Below are 18,079 nucleotides of genomic sequence, written 5' to 3'. Positions count from 1 at the left end.
CGGAGACACGGATGGCGTCGCCTGACCCCAAGGCGGTATGGGCCGATTCGGTAGACCACGAGGTGTCCTACTGGGACCGGACGATCGGGAAGAACGTCGGGGCGTTCCAGTGGAGATACCGTCGTCCGAAGCCGGCGAACGACCTGCTGCCCGGCCTGGTCGATCTCGTACCCGACGACAAGGCCACAATCCTCGACGTCGGCTGCGGCCCGGCGCCTGTTGTGATCGGCACCTACTCCAAGCCGGTCGACATCACCGCGTGCGACCCGCTGGCCGATCTCTACAACTCGCTGCTGGAGAAGCACGGCGTCAACCCGTCGGTCGTCCTTACGGCGTGCGAGGGTGAGCAACTGGCCTCGACATTTGGTGAGAACGGCTTCGACATCGTTCACATCCAGAACGCGCTCGACCACTCCTACGATCCGGTCGAGGTCGTGCGGAACATGCTGCGCTGCGCCAAGCCGGGCGGCATCGTGGTGATCAAGACCCTGATCGAGACCGGCAAGTACGAGGACTACCACGGCCTGCACCAATGGGACATCCTGCCGGGCGCGAGCGACTTCTACATCCGCCACCGCTCCGGTGAGACGACGGCGATGGCGTCGGAGCTCGGCGCTGATGTGTCGCTGCTGCTGGCCGGCGTCCACGTGAGTGGCTCGGGGTCGAGCGCCCAGGAATGGCTGAACCTCGCCATCGTCAAACGCGGCGGCACCCTTGAGGGGGCGGAGGAGGCGGCGCGGCTGAAGGAGATCGAGGCGCACTTCTTCAGGACGCTGGTCGCCTTGGGGCGCGCACTGGCCGACCAGGCTTCACCTGCTTTGGGGGCGGAGCAGGAGAAGCTGGAGAAGCAGGTCGAAGACCTCAAAGCGCGCGAGGCTGCCCTGCGGGGGTCGACCTCCTTCCAGCTGGGGCGCGCGTTCGCGGAGGCTCGCAGCCCGGGGAAGCTCCTCGCCCTGCCGGGCCGCGTCATCTCCATCGCCCGCAGCGGTGGTCGCACGACGGCGTAGCCGGAGAGCAGCGGAAGATCGCAGCCGCAGCCCGGGTGCTGCGTTGACGGAGCTCCACGAGGCCACCAAGCCGGCCCGGGCCGCAATGCCCGATCTTGTGTCACCGTTCGCGGTGGACTTCTTCGCGTACCCGCTCAGATCGGTCAACGGCGCACCCGATAGCGCAGGTGAAGCACCCGGTTGCCCTGAATCATCACGTCAGGATCCTCCAACAGGTGCTGCGCGTGGACCGACCCGAAGTAGCGCTTGCCGGACCCGAACACCACGGGTACGACGTCCATGCGCACCTCGTCGACGAAGCCTGCGGCAAGCACCTGGCCACCGACATCGCCGGCGGCGACCTCGACCGTGCGGTCGCCCGCAAGTTCCTGTGCCTTGGCCATGGCGGCCTCGACGCCGTCGACGAAGTGGAACGGTGCCTCGGGGTCCCAGCCCTCGGGCTGCGGCCGGTGGGTCACGACGACCACGTGGTCGATCCCGCCCGGCGGCTTGCCGTCCCAGCCGTCGGTCAGGTCGAAGACGTGGCGGCCGACAACTGTCACCCCGATCTGGTTCCAGTACGGCCGGGTGTAGTCGTAGGACGTCTGCGACACCTTCACCTCGCCGCTCTCGTCCAACGGGACGTCACCGTTGGACAGCCAGTCGAACAGCGGTCCGGGCTGGTCGTTCTCGTCCGCGACGAAGCCGTCCACCGACACCGAGCTGTACATGACCACCTTGCCCACGGGGCTCTCCTCTGCTTTGGGGTGCCCCAAATTAGCGGGTCGTGAGCTGTCGCTCTTGTAAGAAATCAATCGGCCGGCAGCGGCCAGCCGTCCATCACGTGGCCGGGATGTTCGCGCAGGAACCGCCGCCGGACTTCGACGTACCGGGTCGGCGTGAGCCCGGTGAACGCCCGGAACTCGTGGCCGAAGTGGGCCTGGTCGAAGTAGCCTGCGCCACCGGCGAGGCCGGCCCAGTCGATCGGTGCGGCGGGGTTGATCGCGAACACGGTGGCGGCGAAGCGGTAGGTGCGGGCCAGCCGCTTCGGCGTGACGCCGATGAGCTCCTTGAACCGCTGTGCCAGATGAGTGCTGCTGACACCGGCTGCCACGCTCAGGTCGCCGATCGCCACCGCCCCGCTGGTCGCCGCGATGACACTGCTCGTATGGCGGACCAGCCCCAGGCCGGCGGTCTCGCCGAGCCGTCGCATCAGCTCGTCCTCGAGCAGCGTCAGCATCTCGTGCGGTCCGGCCGCCGTGGCCAGCCGGTCCCGCAGCTCAGCAACGGCGGGGCGGCCCCAAACCTGCTCTACCGTCACCGGCCGGTCACACAGCTCGGCCGCGGGCATCGGCAGAAACGGCGCCAGCCCCCACGGCTTGACGTGCACCCCGACCGACCGGGTCCCCGGCGGATAGCCGAACTCCAACGCGCGGGTGGGCATGGTGACCACGCAGCCGTCGGCGTACTCCGCCGTCTCGATGTCGGTGCCGCCGCGGATTCGGAACGGCGCCCCGAGGTTGACGATGAGCAACGCCGCCGGCATCGGCGGCAGCGTCAGCCGGGCGTACGGCGGCGCACCCTCCAGGTAGTAGAGGTCGTCGATCAGCCCGTCCAGCGGCGGTCGCGGCACTCTGGACACGTACTCCACGCCCACAGCATCGCCGACGCGCCGCTGGCATCGCGCGCTGGGACGGTCTGGCCGCGCTGCCGCCGGCATCGAGCCCGCGCAAAGCCCTGCCCGGACGCCTCGAGTCAGCGAGGGACCGGAGCAGGGCCGGTCCGCATCACGCGTCCGATCTGCCGGAACGCCTTGTAGATCTGGTTTTGCGCGAGTTCGACGACAATCGGCGCATCAGTGTCACCGAAGGCACTTTGCATTGTGAAGAGCCTGGAAAGCCGCTGTGCGCCGATCGACCATGCGCCGGCCGAAGTCGCCGGGCCAGCTTGAGATCATCGGCGACCGAGCGAGCCGGGGGATCGCACCGGCCGAGGCCGTGGCGCAGATCCATTGAGCCGGCCCGAGCCCATCGAGCCGGCCCGAGCCCATCGAGTCGGCCGAGCGCCATTCGGCGAGCCGAGGCCGTGACGCAGATCCAGCTAACGACCCGAGCCCATCGAGCCGGCCCGAGCTCAGCGAGCCGGCCCGAGCCCATCGAGCCGGCCGAGCGCCATTCGGCGAGCCGAGGCCGCAGTGCGGTGCGCCGAGCAGTCCGAGCCCGGATGCGCTCGCCACCGCATGAGCCGTGGCGACGAGCCCACCGTGCTAGTCGGCCACGCGCCGGCCGAAGCCGCCGGGTCGGCCAGGGTCGGGCCGCGGCAGTCGGTGGCCGGGCTAGTCGGCCGCCGCACGCTGTTCCGAATGGGCCCGTGCTGCGGTGACGAGCTTGCGCGGCGGCGCTCGCTCGGCGCCGCCGACCTGGTACTGAGTCCCATCTGGTACTGAGTCCCGCGCGGTACCCAGTACCAAACGGGACCCAGTCCCAATTGGTACCCGGTTCCATCTGGAACTCAGTACCACTTAACGCTCAGCCCTGCGCGGGACTCGGTCCCGTTTGGTACTGAGTCCCGTTTGGTACTGGGCGCCAGTTGGTACTCGGTACCAGAAGAGACTCAGTCCCGAGTGGTACTCGGTACCAGATGGGACTCGGTCCCACTTTGGCGGCTGCTCCACCTCCAGGTCATCACCGCGGGGAGCCGCGCTTCTCTCGGCAGCCGGGGTGGTCGCGATGGTGGCGCTCGGAATACGCTTTCCCGTAGGCTGAGTGCCGTCCACGCAGGGCCCGGGTAGGAGATACATCAAATGGTGAAGATCAAGGACGACCTGACGGCGGCGGACCTGCTGCCAGGGATCGACCGGTTGTGGGAGGCGTCCGCAGCCAAGATCGACTCGATCGAGAAGACCTGCCCGCCCGGCCAGCCGTCGCCCGTGTTCACGGTCGACGGGCAGTACACCGCTCGCGGCTGGACGGAGTGGACCCAAGGGTTCCAGTACGGCGCCCACATCCTCCAGTTCGACGCCACCGGCGACAAGACCTTCCTCGACAGCGGCCGCCACCTCACCGTCAAGGCCATGGCCCCCCACGTCAGCCACGTGGGCGTTCACGATCATGGTTTCAACAACGTCAGCACCTACGGCAACCTCTGGCGTCTGATGAACGAGGGCGCCATCGAGGACAACCAGGCCGAACGCGACTTCTACGAGCTCGCCCTCAAGGTCTCCGGTGCCGTCCAAGCCGCCCGCTGGACGAAGACCGCCGACGGCACCGGCTACATCTACTCGTTCAACGGCCCCCAGTCCCTCTTCGTCGACACCATCCGCTCCTGCCGCGTGCTCGGTCTGGCCCACCAACTCGGCCACGTCCTCCAAGGCGAGCACGACGCGAAGATCTCGTTGCTGGGCAGGATGCTCGAGCACGCGAGCAACACCGCCCGCTGGAACGTCTACTACGGCGAAGGCCGCGACTCCTACGACGTACGCGGCCGGACGGTTCACGAGGCACTGTTCAACGTCAACGACGGCCAGTTCCGCGCCCCCAGCACCCAGCAGGGCTACTCGCCGTTCAGCACCTGGACCCGCGGCCTCGCCTGGGCAGTCGCCGGGTATCCGGAGTTGCTGGAGTTCGTCGCCACGCTCGCCGACGAGGAGTTCGAGCCGTACGGCGGACGGCAGGCGGTTGAGGGCATGCTGCTCAAGGCGGCCCGAGCCACCTGCGACTTCTACATCGAGAACACGCCCACCGACGGCGTTCCGTACTGGGACACCGGCGCCCCGGGCCTGGTGCAGCTCGGCGACTACCTCGACCGCCCGTCCGACCCGTTCAACGCCCACGAGCCGATCGACTCCTCGGCCGCCGCGATCGCCGCGCAGGGCCTGCTGCGACTCGGCCACTACCTCGGCAACGCCGACGCAGAGGGCAAGCGCTACTGGCAAGCCGGTCTCACCGTCTGCCAGTCGCTGCTCGACGAGCCGTACCTCAGCGTCGACCCCGCCCACCAAGGCCTGCTGCTGCACTCGATCTACCACCGCCCGAACGGCTGGGACAACGTACGCCCCGGCCAGCAGATCCCCAACGGCGAAGCCTGCATGTGGGGCGACTACCACGCCCGCGAGGTCGCGCTCTACGTTCAGCGAGTGGCACAGGACAAGCCGTACTACACCTTCTTCGGCGGCAACCGATGAACGCCGGACGCAAGGTCGCGCTCGTCACCGGTGCCTCCCGCGGGATCGGCCGTGGCGTGGCGACCGCGCTGGCCGCCGAGGGGTTCGACCTCGTCGTCAACTACGCGAGCAACGCCGAGGCCGCGCAGGCCGTCGGCAAGGAGATCGCGCACATCGGTGGTCAGGCGCACCTCGTCCAGGCCGACATCTCGGTCTCCGAGGACCGGCAGCGGCTCGTCGCCGAGGCCCGCGAGGCGTTCGGCCGGATCGACCTGCTGGTCAACAACGCGGGCGTCGCGCCGAACGTACGGGCCGACCTGCTCGAGGCAGGCGAGGAGTCGTTCGACCGCCTGATCGGGATCAACCTCAAGGGGCCGTACTTCCTCACCCAGGCCGTCGCCAAGCAGATGATCGCGCAGGTCGAGGCCGGCGAGGTCGAGCGGCCGAAGATCGTGACGATCTCGTCGATCAGCGCGTACACCGCGAGCCTCAACCGCGGCGACTACTGCCTGGCCAAGGCGGGCCTGGCGATGATGACGTCGCTGTACGCCGCGCGGCTGGCGGAGTACGGCATCAACGTGTACGAGATCCGGCCGGGCATCGTCGACACCGACATGACCGGACCAGTGAAGGCGAAGTACGACAAACTGATCTTCGAGGACGGCGTGACGCCGATCCGCCGTTGGGGAACCCCCGACGACGTGGGCAAGGCGGTGGTCGCGGTCGCGAAGGATCTGCTGCCGTTCAGCACCGGCCAGGTGATCGACGTCGACGGCGGGTTCCACCTGCGCGTTCTGTAGGACGGACGGGGAATCAGGTAGTTTCACGGGTTCTTCTCGACGGACCGCTGCGTAGGGTCCGCGTGTGGCCGCATTCGTCGTCTCCCGACCGTTGCCGATCGAGGACCTGGGCGACCTCGCCGCCGAACTGACCCGGCTGCGCGAGACTGTCGCGGAGGCAGCGGCCGCGGGGGTCGAGGTCGACTACGGCTACTCGTTGTTCATCGCCACCGAACGCGTCTGCCTGTCGACGATCGACGCACCAGACGCGGCGACGGTACTGGAAATCGTGCGGCGCAGCGGCCTCCCGGCCACGTCCCGCGTGCTGCCGGCTGTCCGCTTCGATCACCCGCGGCCGGCATAGCGACCGGGCTCGGACCGCGAACCTACGCCGCACGTCCGGCCCGCCGTCGAAGCGGAGGACTCGGCTGGCTCCAGGCCATGCGTGCGCTGGGAGAACAGCCGCATGGTGGTGCCGCGGTTGGCCGGCGCGTGCGACTGCCGCTACGTCTCCGGGGGTGCCGGCTGTCCGCCTCGGTCGACCGGGGCGCTGGGCATGGCCCGGGCGAGTTCGGTGCGCGAACGGACCCCCAGTTTTCGGTACGCCGCCGCCAGATGCCCCTCGACTGTGCGGACGCTCGAAAACAGCTGCGCCGCCACCTCCCGGTTGGTCAGGCCCGCGGCCACCAGTTCGGCCACCCGGCGTTCGGTCTTGGTCAGTGCCGCGCCTGCCCGCCCCGGGTGGACGCGGTCCAGTTCGGCCTGCGCGAGGTCGGCGAAGGGCCGCGCCCCCAGCCGGGTGAAGCATTCCAGCGCTCCCTCGAACGCCCGCCGCGCCTGGGGTTTGGCACGCCGCCGGCGGTGGACTTGGCCCAGTGCCAGCAGGCTCCGCCCGTGCTCCAGCGGGAACTGCGACCGCGCGTGCTCGACGACCGCTCGCTCCAGCAGCGGCACCGACGCGTCCAGGTCGCCGCGGGCGGCGTGGACGAGGCCGTCGAGACGCGAGGCGAGGCCGAGCAGCATCGGGCGGGGCTGTGACGACCGCGAGCTCAGCGAGCGCAGCTCGTCCACCAGGTCGGACGCCTCGTCGAGCCGGCCGATGTCGATCAGCGCCTGGCCGTACGTGGCCTCCGGGTGCAGCCGCCGCCCAGGGTCGAGCCAGCCGATCCGGCGGGCGCCGGCCAGTGCGCGCGAGATCAGCTCGACCGACCGCCGGCTGTTCCCGCGCAGCCACGCGACCTGCCCGAGCACCGGAAGGTAGTGCAGCGCCTGGTGGTCGTCGGCCGGCCGGGTGGTTCCGCCGAGGCGTTCCTCCATCAACGTGGAAGCAGCGGTCAGGTCGCCCGTCAGCGCGTACAGCAGACCGCGGGCCGCATGCAGGACGTGAGTCGTCAGCTCACCGGAGTGGATCCGCCGCAGCCCTTCGTCGGCCGCCTCGGCCGCCTCGGCATAACGACCGGCCCAGCACTCGGTGAGCGCCAGGTGCCCGAGCAACACCGGCAGCGCCCCTTCGTCGCCGTGGCGGCGAGCGCAGGTGAGTGTGTGCGTGAGCGCCGACCGCGCGCCGTCGAGGTCCTCGACCACCCGCAGCCAGAACCCCCGGATCACGCTGGGCCGGTTGGCCAGCGGCATCCACGGCGCCCGCTGCTCGACGGCCTCCGCGCGTTCGACCAGGGCGTAGTCGAGCCCTTCTCCTGCGGAGAGCCGCAGCGATGCCTGCATCACCAGCGCGGTGATCAGGCCGACCGGGTCCGGCTCGCCGGGTACGCGGTCGAACTCCGCCAGTGCCTGCCGGGTGAGCTCGAGCTGCGACGTCCGCCCGTCCCCGACGTCGGCGGCCATCGCCAGGGCGACGGCGTGCAGGTGCCGGTCGTCGCCAGACTCGTCGACCGCCTGCCGTACGAGGGCCTGCGCGGCATCGCGGCCCTGGTGCCAGAACGTCGCCTCGACGTACATCGGCAGCAGCCGGCGATACTCGTCGGCCGTCACGTCCGTACGCCTGACCGCGGCCGCGTGCGCCTCGGCGCCTTCCAGCTCGCCGAGCCCGAACAGCAGCTCGGCGGCCCGCATCCGCCGGCGGGCCAGCTCACCGGTCAGGTCCGGCGGCGTGAACGAGATCGCCAGTTCGGCGAGCTCGACCGCCGCGGTGCCGGCTCCCTTGATCCGGGCGGCCTCCGCGCCGACGTCCAGCGCGGTCGCCACCTTGGCGTCCGGCCCGCCGTGGCCGGCCAGCGCGAGGTGCCGCGCGTGCTGCTCGGGATCGGACACGACCGCCGCGAGCCTGCGGTGCAGGGCGGCCCGGGACGAGCGCGGCAACCGGTCGAGCGCCGCGGAGCCCAGCAGCGGATGGCTCGGCCGCAGCCGTCCGGCCGACTCCGAGACGACGCCGGCGAGCACGGCGTCGTCGATCGCTTCCGGCGGATCGGGTACGACGCCGGCCAGCGCCCGCAGCACCAAGGAGGCCGGCGGGTGCGACAGCGCGGAAACCACGAGCAGCGCCTCGCGGGCCGGCGACGAAATCGCGGCGACCCGCTCGGCGACCAGCGCCGAAAGCGAGCCGGGGACGGGCAGCTCGCCGCTGCCCGAATCGTCGCCCGCGTCGTTGCCGGCCAGGGCGGCGCCGACCTCCAGCGCCCAGAACGGGTTTCCGGCCGTACGTTCGGCCAGCAGCCGGACCGACTGTGCGGGAAGCGGCGCGCCGAGCCGTTCGTCGAGCAGCCGCCCGATCGCCTTCGCGTCGAGCGGGCCGAGCCGCCGGCGTTCGATCATCTCGACCGGAACCAGCTCCTGCAGGGGAGCCCCGTCAGCCGGCGCGGCCTGTAGCCCGTCGGCGATCCGCCGGGTGACGAGCAGCCGGAGCGGCTCGGTCCGCAGCCGGCGCAGCGCGAACCGCAACGTGTCGGCCGTCGCCCGGTCGAGCCACGGCACGTCGTCGATCGCCAGCAGGACGCGGCGAGTGGAGCACAGCCGGCGAAGGGCCGACAGTGCGGCCGCGCCCACCGCTCGCCGGCTGGACGGGTGCCGGCCCGGCGAGCGCCGCAACAGCGCCACCTCCAGCGCGACCCGCTGCGGTTCGGGTAGGTGCGGCAGCACGTCGTCGACCACCTCGGCGAACAAGTCGCTGAGGCCGGCGAACGACAGCGCGGTCTCGCTCTGGCTCGCGCGCGTGGACAGCACGAGGTAGCCGCTGCGCATCGCGTGCGCGAGACCGGCACCCCAGACCGTCGACTTGCCGATGCCGGCTTCGCCTTCGAGTACGACGGCCCGCGGCGCCGATGCCTTGTCCTGGAGCACCCGCCCGATCGCCTCGAGCTCGTTCTCGCGGCCGAGACACCAGACGCTCGGCTCGGACGAAGGCCGGTTGGAGGGCATCGCGAGCATCGCGCTCTCGACCGAAGCGGCAGCGGAGACGACACCGGACGGCAACTCCGGTGACGTCGCCGCGCTCATACCGCTATTTTGGCGGATTCTGGACGCGCCGGCTGTGTTCCGCAGAACACAGCGAGCGCATTCCCAAAGGTTTCAGCGATAGACCGGCTGGCGTACACCTCCATGCTCGCCACAGACACCGCGAAAACCGCCCCACAGGCTGATCATGCCGTCGTCGCACAGCACGAGAAAGCCCCGCCCGGACGAGAAGTCCACGATGCAGGTGAAGTATTCGCAGACTTGCGGATCGGGGTCATATTCGAGCGAGCCGTCACAGAAGTTGTAGTCGTACGGGTTGTCCGGAGCCCCGCACAACCCGGCGCTGGTCGAGTCCGGGGTGGGCTCGGCAGCTGTCGTGGTCGGCGTCGCCGTCGGTCCGGGCTCGGCCGGGGTTGTACGCGTCGTTGCCGGCGTGGGCCTCGCTTTCGTTCCGGCCGCGGTGGCCTGCGACGTGACGGTCACCGGGTTGACCGCGGCCGCGGGCGCGTTCTGGTATGTCGTACGCAGCCAGAAGAATCCCAACCCCGCAAGGACGGTCGCCACCACGGCGGCGGCGATGACCGCCGTCCTCGGCGCCCGGCGTTGGGGCGGAACCGGAGCAACCGGCCGGACCATCCGATGCTCGGCGAGCAACCGATCCATCCGGCTGGCGAGCACGTGCCGCGCCTTCGCCCGATCGGCGAGCGCCAGTCCCAGCAGGAACCGGAACTCGATCGCGATCGGCTCCGGTGGCAGCAGACCGAACACCTTCGGCACGGCCAGCCGGAAAAGTGTCGCCGGCGCGTCCGGAACGTGTGAGATGCCTTTGATCCTGGAGTACGACCATTCCCTGCGATGCTTCGAACCCGCGAAGAGCACCCGGGTGGTGGTGATAACGGCCAGCCCCGTATCGATGACCCGCACATCGGCTGGCAGCTCACCGTTGAACGGGCCGAGCAACTGCGGCAACGTGATCTCGGAATAGGCGGTATAGACCGTATAGACAGCCGGCGTCGGCTGCTCGTTGGAGACCAGCCGTACGCCAGAGCCCGACCAGATCACGGTTTCGCGGCGTTGCAGCCGCAGCCACGGCGGTGGGGGCTCGCTCGGCTGCTCGGTGGCACCGCTGGCCGTCTTGGCCAGCAGCTCGAGAAGATTGTGGTCGCGCAACCAGGTCGAAGTGGCAGCCTGATACGCGGCCTTCTGCAATTGGATCGTCTTACGGCGGGAGTGCCGGCCAGGGGATGGGCTCGGGCTCGTTGGCACAATTGTCCCTTCTCGCCAACGTGTGCATGGGGGCCCAATCCCTTTGCCAGGCAAGCAAACTAGTGGCCGTCAGCCCTCCACGTCAGGCGATTCGAAGAATTGCGGACCGCATCGTTGTCACACATCGTCAAGAACCCGGACCCTCACTTGCGCGACAACCCGTAACAAGTACGTCGAGAACCGGCATCGGCGCTGGGACTGGGCTATTGCCTAATCGGTACCGCTGCTCCAAGATGGTCGAAAGAAGTCTGTGGGAGCGCTCCCATTCATCGAACCACGTCGAACCCTGAAGGGAAACCCATGAGACGCAGCTATCGCGCCCTGGCCGGAGGGCTGCTCGTCGCAGGCTTGCTCGGCGCCGGTCTCAGTGCAGCGATTCCGGCGCAGGCCGACACCCTCACCTGCGAGAAGTTCGCGAACCTGTCCATCCAGTCCGGGCGATACCGCGTGCAGAACAACGTCTGGGGTGCGGACACCCAGCAGTGCATCAACGTCACGAACACCGGCTTCCAGGTCACCACCGCCAACCACAACAAGCCGACCAACGGAGCGCCCGCGTCGTACCCATCGGTCTATTTCGGCTGCCACTACGCCAACTGCTCGGCCGGCTCCGGCCTCCCGATGCAGGCCAGCAACAGCGCGTTCAACAGCATCCGCACCAGCGTCAGCATGACCTACCCGGGCGGCGGCACCTGGGACGCGGCGTACGACGTCTGGTTCGATCCCACGCCGCGTACCGACGGGCAGAACACCGGCGCCGAGATCATGATCTGGCTGAACCGGCAGGGCTCGATCCAGCCGGTCGGCTCGCAGGTCGGCACCGCGACCATCAACGGCGCCACCTGGAACGTGTGGTTCGGCAACATCGGCTGGAACGTCGTCTCCTACGTACGCCAGTCGTCGACCAGCTCGATGGACTTCCTGGTCAACGACTTCTACGGCGACGCGATCAACCGCGGGTACGCCCAGCGCAGCTGGTACCTCACCAGCATCCAGGCGGGGTTCGAACCCTGGGTCGGCGGCGCGGGTCTCGCGGTCAACAACTTCTCGGTCACGTCGTCCGGAGGAGGCGGCGGCGGGGGAGGCGGCGGTGGCACGACCGCCTGCCGGGTCGGCTACCGGCCGACGAGCTGGAACAACGGGTTCACCGCTGACCTCACTCTCACCAACACCGGATCGTCGACGATCAACGGCTGGACCGCGGGCTTCTCGTTCCCCGGCAACCAGCAGGTCACCAACGCCTGGGGTGCTACCGTCACACAGAACGGGCAAGCGGTCACCGCGCGAAACATGGCGTACAACAACACGATCGCACCCGGTGCCAGTCAGACGTTCGGTTTCCAGGGCACCTACAGCGGTACCAACGCTTCGCCCACGAACTTCACGATCAACGGCACCACCTGTTCCACCGGCTGACGCAGTACCTGCTTCTTCCCAACGCTGAAGGAGGAATCGTGCGTAAGACCCTGACCCTCGCCGCCGTCGCGGTGACGGCCGTCGCGTTCGTCGCGGCGACCGTCGACACCGCGTCGGCAGCGGTGCCACCGACACCGACGGTGGCCTCGACGATCACGACCGGCCTCGATGTTCCATGGGGTCTGGCGTTCCTGCCCGATGGATCCGCTCTGGTCTCCGAACGCAACTCCGCCCAGGTCAAGAGCATCGCGACCAACGGAACGGTGACAACCATCGGTACAGTGCCGGGAGTCGTTCCCGGCGGCGAGGGCGGGCTGCTCGGCATCGCCGTGGCACCGACGTTCACCACCGATCGCTTCGTCTACGCCTACTTCACCGCCGCGGGCGACAACCGGATCGTGCGGATGCCGTACGACACGACGCTCGGCCAGCCGCAGGTCATCTTCAGCGGCATTCCCAAGGCCACCATCCACAACGGCGGCCGGCTCGCGTTCGGACCCGACGGCATGTTGTACGCCTCGACCGGCGACGCCAACATCAGCAGCAACTCCCAGAACCCCAACTCGCCCGGCGGCAAGATCCTGCGTCTCACGCCGGCGGGCCAGCCGGCGCCCGGCAACCCGACCGCCGGCAACCCGATGTACAGCATGGGACATCGCAACGTCCAAGGGCTGGCCTGGGACGGCGAGGGCCGCCTGTGGGCCAGCGAGTTCGGGCAGAACACCTGGGACGAGCTCAACCTCATCCAGGCCGGCCGCAACTACGGCTGGCCGACCGTCGAGGGGCAGGCCGGCAATCCGAACTTCGTCGACCCGGTGGCGCAGTGGACCACCGCCGAGGCGTCTCCGTCCGGGATCGCGTTCGCCCAGAACACGATCTGGATGGCGGCGCTGCGCGGCACGCGGCTGTGGGGCATCCCGATCGCGAACGGGCAGCGTGACGGCGACCCGATCGCGTTCTTCAACGGGACCTACGGTCGGCTGCGCAACGTCGCGACCGCACCGGACGGTTCGTTGTGGCTGGTCACCAACAACACCGACGGGCGTGGCACGCCGCGTGCCGGCGACGATCGCATCCTGCGGTTGACGTTCTCCGCCGGGCCGGATCCGACTCCCACGCCCGGACCGGCCGGCTGCCGGGTGACGTACACGCCGACGACCTGGAACGACGGCTTCACCGCGAACGTCACCGTCGCCAACACCGGCTCGGCCCCGATCAACGGCTGGACGCTGGCGTTCGGGTTCGCCGGCAACCAGCGCGTCACGAACGCGTGGAACGCCACCGTCGCGCAGAACGGCTCGACGGTGAGCGCCCAGAACGTCGGCTACAACGCGACGATCGCGGCGGGCGGCAGTCAGTCGTTCGGCTTCCAGGGCACCTACAGCGGTACGAACGGCACGCCGGCGAGCTTCACGTTGAACGGCACAAGCTGCAGCTAGCTGGCAGCTTGGTGTCGTGACCCTCCCGCGCTTCTCCCTTCCGCCTCGATAGTCCGGAGCGGAAGGGAGAGCCCCGGATGTCTCGACGGTGGTTGGCAGTCCTCGCCCTACTCGCCTGCACGCTGCTCGTGCCCAACGGTGCGGCCGCTGACGTGGGGCCGCTCGCCGGACCCACGGCAGCGGAGCTGAAGGCGAAAGTCCAGCAGTGCGGCACCCAGCTGAGCAACGGCCTGTACGCACACGACGCCGGCGGCTCGCGTACGGCTGCGGTGTGTTCCAGGAGCGGCGGCGTCTTCTGGACAGCCGACCTGGACATCGACTGCGACGGCCAGCGCACGACGCAGTGCAACGAGAACACCGACCCGTGGTTCCAGCCGGAGACGGCCTGCGTTCAGTCCGACGGCCTGCCGCTGAACTCCGCGGGCCTGCCGTTCATCGTCGTACCGCTCGCGAGCTCGACGTGGGACTACCGGACGGCCGGCATCGGCTGCGGCACCGTCGCGGCCGTTGTCTACGGCGACCGGGTGGCGTACGCGGTGGTCGGCGACCTCGGTCCGGCCGGAGCGATCGGCGAGGGATCGTACGAGCTCGCCGAGCAACTCGGCGTCGATCCCGACCCGCGGGTGGGTGGGGCGAGCGGCGCGGTCGTGAGCTCCATCCTGTTCCCGGACGTGAAGATCTCCCCGATCCAGGACGCCACCAAGGCCCGTACACAGGGCGAGGCCGCCGCGACGACGTTCGTGCAGAGCACGGTCGCATGCGACAGCGTGTCGCTGAACTTCACGGCGTACCCCACGATCCGCAGCGGCTCGACCGGCGGGCTGGTGAGCGCCGCACAGTGCCTGCTGCGTGGTGCGGGCCAGGATCCGGCGGTGTACGACGGCACGTTCGGCGCGTCGACCGAGCAGGCGGTGAAGGCGTTCCAGACCGCGAAGGCACTCCCGTCCGACGGCGTGGTGGGTGCGCGCACGTGGACGGCGCTGCTGTCGGCCGGCCCGACGCCGACCGTGCAACAGGGCTCGACCGGCGAAGCGGTCCGCCGCCTGCAACGCGCGCTGACGGCGGCGCTGGCACGTACGGTCTCGATCGACGGCGACTTCGGCCCGCTGACCAGGCAGGCGGTGATCGACTACCAGAGCTCCCGCGGCCTCGGCGCGGACGGCATCGTCGGCGCGCAGACGTGGGGCGCACTGCAGGCCGGCCGGTAACGGCCCGGGTCAGCCGGTGGTGAGGAGGCCTCGGTCGTAGGCGATCGCGACGGCTTCGGTACGGCTGCCGGCGCCGAGCTTGGCCATCACGCGCGACAGATGGACGCTGACGGTCTTCTCGCTGATGTAGAGCTGCTCACCGACCTGCCGGTTGGTCTGCCCAAGCGCGACCTGGTGCAGGACGGCGAGCTCCCGGGGCGTCAGCGTCTCCTGCTGTCCACCGGCGCCCGCGGGACCGGCTTGCTCGTGGGCGAGCCCGATCCGCCCGCGCCTGGCCAGCTCGGCGATCGCCTTGGCCAGTGGCGCGGCGCCCAACTGGTCGGCCATCGACTGTGCCTGCCGGAGCTCGGCCGCGGCATCGTCGCGGTGCTCGGTCGCCAGCAGGGCTCCGGCCAGCCGCCAGCGGGCCAGTGCCTGCTCGTAGCGATGGCCGTACCCGAATCCCTCGACCACCGCGGCCCACAGCTTCGGGTCGCCGGCACCGTCGAGCCGGCTGGCCTCGGCCTCCACGCGGGCGATCCAGGCCAGTCCTTCGGGTCCCATCTCGCCCGTACGCGGCTTGCCCTTCTCGACAGTCGTCCGCGCGTGTGTCAGCAGTCGCGAGCCGGCGTCCTTGGCCTGCTGTTCCGCATCGGTACCGCGCCGCCGCCGGGCGCGTTCGGCCAGGTCGGCGGCCGCCGCGATGCCGAGCGCCGCGAGCCGGATCCCGCCGAGCATCCAGGGCTCACCGAGCTCGGCGAACCTGCGTAGTCCCTCGTCGACGAGCTCCACAGCTCGTTCCGGCCGGCCGCGCCAGCACTCCAGCTCCGCACCGGCCGCGCTGGTCAGCATCGAGATGATCGTGTCGGGATAGCGGCCGGCCCGCAGCCGGGCGATCAGCCTCTCGGCGGCGTCGTTGACGCCACGGCCCACCAGCACCGGCAGACCCGCCGACGCCACGGTCGCACCCGCCAGGCCGAAGTCGACATCCTGGAACGCCTCCGCCGCCTCCTGGGCACCGTCCCAGTCGCCCGTGACGTACTTGACCGCGGCCTGGTGAGCGCGGAGCACCAGGCCGTACGGGCTGAGCGACAGCCCGGTCTCCTTGGCCCGCCGGACGCCTTCGTCGAACGTCCGCAGCGCCTCGTCGAAGCGGGCCTGTTCGTACTGGCCGGTCGCGAGGACGAACAGGACACGGAGCTCGGCGGTCAGCGCGCCTGCCTCGACCGCCCGGTCGCGCGCCTCGAGCAGTCGCTGGTCGGCCAGCTCGAGCCGGCCCTGGTTGTTCTCGATGGACGCGAGCGTGATCAGCGCGTCGGCCTCGGCTCCGCGGGCGCCGGTGAGCCGGGCGATCCGGACGGCGTTCTCGACCGACTCGCGAGCCTGGGGCAGCGTCTCGACGTTCCATTTCTGGATCGCGCCCAGCGTCGCCAGCACCCACGCCGAGGTCTCGCTCGGCTCGCGATCCTTCAGCAGGTCCCACGCCTCTTCGATGATCCTGGTGGCCTCGGCCTCGGTGCCGTCGAGGGAGAACAGGCTCTGCACCAGGATCCGTCGCGCCAGTGCCGCCTTTTCGGGAATGCCCGCCTGGTCGGCCGCGCGTACGGCCGAACGGGCGTAGGCGATCGCACGTTCGGGATCGCCCGAGCTGATGGCGTAGTGGCTGGCGCGTCGCAGCAGGACGAACTCGCCCGGCTCGGCGTTGGCTACGGCGTGCAACAGCTCGAGCGCCCCTTCGATGTGGCCGAGCGCCTCGGCCGGTGCACCGACGTCGCCGGCCTCGTCGGCTGCCTGAACCGACGCGTGGAACGCCATCGGCAGGTCCTTGCTCTGCAGCGCGTGGTGGGCGAGCTCGGCCGCGGCGCCGGGCGTGCCGGCGTCGACCTCGCGGGCGAGCAGCCGCGCGTAAGCCGCGTGCAACCGGACCCGCTCACCCGGCAGCAGGTCGGAGTAGACCGCCTCGGCGAGCAGCGCGTGGCGGAAGGCGTAGGCGTTCTCGGCCTCGACCGTGACGAGCACGTTGTGCTGGACGGCCTCGCGCAGCGCCTCCTCCAGCTCGAGCTCGGGCAGCCCGGCGACCGCGGGCAGGCGGGAGTACCGCACGCGTGGCCCGGCGACCGCCGCGACCCGGACCACCTGCTGGGCGGGCGGGCTCAGCCGTTCGACCCGGGACAGCAGGACGTCGGCCAGTGCGGCGGGCAGCGCGTCGGCGCCACAGTCGGCGAGCGCGGCGACCAGTTCCTCGGCGAAGAACGGGTTGCCCTCCGACCGTTGCACGGCCTGCTGGACCAAGTCTTCCGGCAGGGCTTCCTCGGCGAGCGCGGTGATGAACGCACGGGTGTCGGCCGGCGTGAACGGGGCCAGGTCGAGTCGCTCGACGGCCGGGAGCCGGAACAACTCGGCCAGCAGCGGGCGCAACGGGTGCCGGCGGTGGAGGTCGTCGCTGCGATAGGTCGCGACCACGAGCAGCTGCTGTGTGCGCAGCCGGGCCAGCAGGAACGACAGCAGGTCACGGGTGGAGCCGTCGGCCCAGTGCAGGTCCTCGATCGCGAGCAGGACACAGCCCTGCTCGGAAAGCTCGGTCAGCAGGCTGTGTACGGCGTCGAAGAGCTGCAGTTGCGCCATGTCGGGCTCGGGACGGCGCCGCCCGCCCGGCCCGATCGGGACCGGCTGGGAGGTGTCGGCGAGAAGTGTGCGGCCGCTGCTCAGCGGGCCGGACTCGGCGGACGAGCTCGACGTGGCGGGCTCGCCGGCGGCCATGCCGGGCAGCAGCCGGGCCAGGGCGGGCCGCGAGCGCAGCGCGTCGGCCGAGCCGTCGGGGAACGCGTCGGCGATGGCCTCGGCGAACGGGAGATAGGGCAGGCCGGACTCACCCACGTCGAGACAGCGGCCGGTCAGCACGACGGCGCCCTCCGAGCGGGCCAGCGCGACCAGCTCGTCGAGCAACCGCGACTTGCCGACACCGGCGTCGCCCGACATGAGTACGGCGCCGGCCGTACCCGTGGCCGCACGCGCCAAGGCGGCCCGCAGGCGGTCGATCTCCGCGCTGCGGGCCATCAAGGGAACTCCGGAACCTAGACGTGGCACAGTTGGCATGCTACGCACACCTCACGCGGCTTCGCGGTGCTCTGCCTTCGTGCTCTGTCGTTCCTGCTCCGGCCGTTCCTTGTCGAGGGGCTTCCGTTGCCGGGGCACCTGGTTGGTCTTGGCGCCGAAAGCGAGCGCTGCGGCGGCCTTCCGAGCCCGCCGCAGCCGCCGCAGCAGCCGGTGGTTCTCGGCGTCGGCCAGCCTGCGCTCGATGCGGTAGTTGGCCTCGCTGGTCACGATGTAATCCGTGAACGTCATCTTCTTCTCCGTTGTCCTGTTCAGCTCTTGTTCTCGATGTACTAAGAGCTTCGCCGTGAGGGCGGGGTCCGGACATCGGACGATCACGTGG

Annotated in this window: 13 protein-coding genes; 7 read left to right on the top strand and 6 right to left on the bottom strand. The window is 70.1% G+C overall.

Annotation, left to right across the window (positions count from 1 at the left end):
* Positions 1 to 11 precede the first annotated feature (11 nt).
* Entirely contained in the window at positions 12 to 1,007 is a 996-nt protein-coding gene (locus tag ACYVF6_RS42705; RefSeq protein WP_460531603.1) for a class I SAM-dependent methyltransferase, read from the top strand.
* 143 nt (positions 1,008 to 1,150) lie between these two features.
* On the opposite strand, the gene ACYVF6_RS42700 is transcribed toward ACYVF6_RS42705, so the two are convergent.
* Both ACYVF6_RS42700 and ACYVF6_RS42695 read right to left on the bottom strand, forming a co-directional pair.
* On the bottom strand, positions 1,151 to 1,732 hold the full coding sequence (locus tag ACYVF6_RS42700; protein ID WP_460531600.1) for a dihydrofolate reductase family protein: 582 nt from the start codon (positions 1,730 to 1,732) through the stop codon (positions 1,151 to 1,153).
* Positions 1,733 to 1,797: 65 nt separating this feature from the next.
* Positions 1,798 to 2,637 carry a helix-turn-helix domain-containing protein gene (locus ACYVF6_RS42695; RefSeq protein ID WP_460531597.1) on the bottom strand — a complete coding sequence of 280 codons (840 nt, stop codon included), beginning with the start codon at positions 2,635 to 2,637 and terminating at the stop codon, positions 1,798 to 1,800.
* Positions 2,638 to 3,789: 1,152 nt separating this feature from the next.
* On the opposite strand from ACYVF6_RS42695, the gene ACYVF6_RS42690 reads away from it, so the two are divergent.
* The 3 genes from ACYVF6_RS42690 to ACYVF6_RS42680 all read left to right on the top strand — a co-directional run bounded on the left by ACYVF6_RS42690 (position 3,790) and on the right by ACYVF6_RS42680 (position 6,291).
* Entirely contained in the window at positions 3,790 to 5,169 is a 1,380-nt protein-coding gene (locus ACYVF6_RS42690; RefSeq protein WP_460531594.1) for a hypothetical protein, read from the top strand.
* Positions 5,166 to 5,948 carry a 3-ketoacyl-ACP reductase gene (locus ACYVF6_RS42685; RefSeq protein WP_460531591.1) on the top strand — a complete coding sequence of 261 codons (783 nt, stop codon included), beginning with the start codon at positions 5,166 to 5,168 and terminating at the stop codon, positions 5,946 to 5,948. The genes ACYVF6_RS42690 and ACYVF6_RS42685 overlap by 4 nt, the downstream gene beginning before the upstream one ends.
* Before the next feature lie 64 nt (positions 5,949 to 6,012).
* Positions 6,013 to 6,291: a hypothetical protein gene (locus ACYVF6_RS42680; protein ID WP_460531588.1), complete on the top strand. Its 279-nt coding sequence runs from the start codon at positions 6,013 to 6,015 to the stop codon at positions 6,289 to 6,291.
* A 140-nt stretch (positions 6,292 to 6,431) separates the two neighbouring features.
* Here the strand turns inward: ACYVF6_RS42680 and ACYVF6_RS42675 are convergent, their stop codons facing one another.
* Both ACYVF6_RS42675 and ACYVF6_RS42670 read right to left on the bottom strand, forming a co-directional pair.
* The gene (locus tag ACYVF6_RS42675) at positions 6,432 to 9,377 is read right to left on the bottom strand and encodes an ATP-binding protein (RefSeq protein WP_460531585.1); all 2,946 of its coding nucleotides are present in this window, start codon (positions 9,375 to 9,377) and stop codon (positions 6,432 to 6,434) included.
* A 72-nt stretch (positions 9,378 to 9,449) separates the two neighbouring features.
* The gene (locus ACYVF6_RS42670) at positions 9,450 to 10,544 is read right to left on the bottom strand and encodes a hypothetical protein (protein ID WP_460531582.1); all 1,095 of its coding nucleotides are present in this window, start codon (positions 10,542 to 10,544) and stop codon (positions 9,450 to 9,452) included.
* A 357-nt stretch (positions 10,545 to 10,901) separates the two neighbouring features.
* On the opposite strand from ACYVF6_RS42670, the gene ACYVF6_RS42665 reads away from it, so the two are divergent.
* The 3 genes from ACYVF6_RS42665 (at position 10,902) to ACYVF6_RS42655 (ending at position 14,664) form a co-directional block, all read left to right on the top strand.
* On the top strand, positions 10,902 to 12,017 hold the full coding sequence (locus ACYVF6_RS42665; RefSeq protein WP_460531579.1) for a GH12 family glycosyl hydrolase domain-containing protein: 1,116 nt from the start codon (positions 10,902 to 10,904) through the stop codon (positions 12,015 to 12,017).
* A 38-nt stretch (positions 12,018 to 12,055) separates the two neighbouring features.
* Positions 12,056 to 13,456, top strand: a complete 1,401-nt coding sequence (locus tag ACYVF6_RS42660; protein WP_460531576.1) for a PQQ-dependent sugar dehydrogenase — start codon at positions 12,056 to 12,058, stop codon at positions 13,454 to 13,456.
* Between the two features lie 77 nt (positions 13,457 to 13,533).
* Positions 13,534 to 14,664, top strand: coding sequence for a peptidoglycan-binding protein (locus tag ACYVF6_RS42655; RefSeq protein WP_460531573.1), 1,131 nt, complete (start codon positions 13,534 to 13,536; stop codon positions 14,662 to 14,664).
* A 9-nt stretch (positions 14,665 to 14,673) separates the two neighbouring features.
* On the opposite strand, the gene ACYVF6_RS42650 is transcribed toward ACYVF6_RS42655, so the two are convergent.
* Together ACYVF6_RS42650 and ACYVF6_RS42645 are read right to left on the bottom strand one after the other, a co-directional pair.
* Positions 14,674 to 17,730, bottom strand: coding sequence for a helix-turn-helix transcriptional regulator (locus ACYVF6_RS42650; protein WP_460531570.1), 3,057 nt, complete (start codon positions 17,728 to 17,730; stop codon positions 14,674 to 14,676).
* 21 nt (positions 17,731 to 17,751) lie between these two features.
* A complete protein-coding gene (locus ACYVF6_RS42645) occupies positions 17,752 to 17,988 on the bottom strand; it encodes a hypothetical protein (protein WP_460531567.1) in 237 nt (78 codons plus the stop codon).
* Positions 17,989 to 18,079 lie beyond the last annotated feature (91 nt).

It is taken from the genome of Flindersiella endophytica (assembly GCF_054779015.1).
Note: the sequence above shows the minus strand (reverse complement) of the source record. Positions and strands in the feature narration are given on the sequence as shown.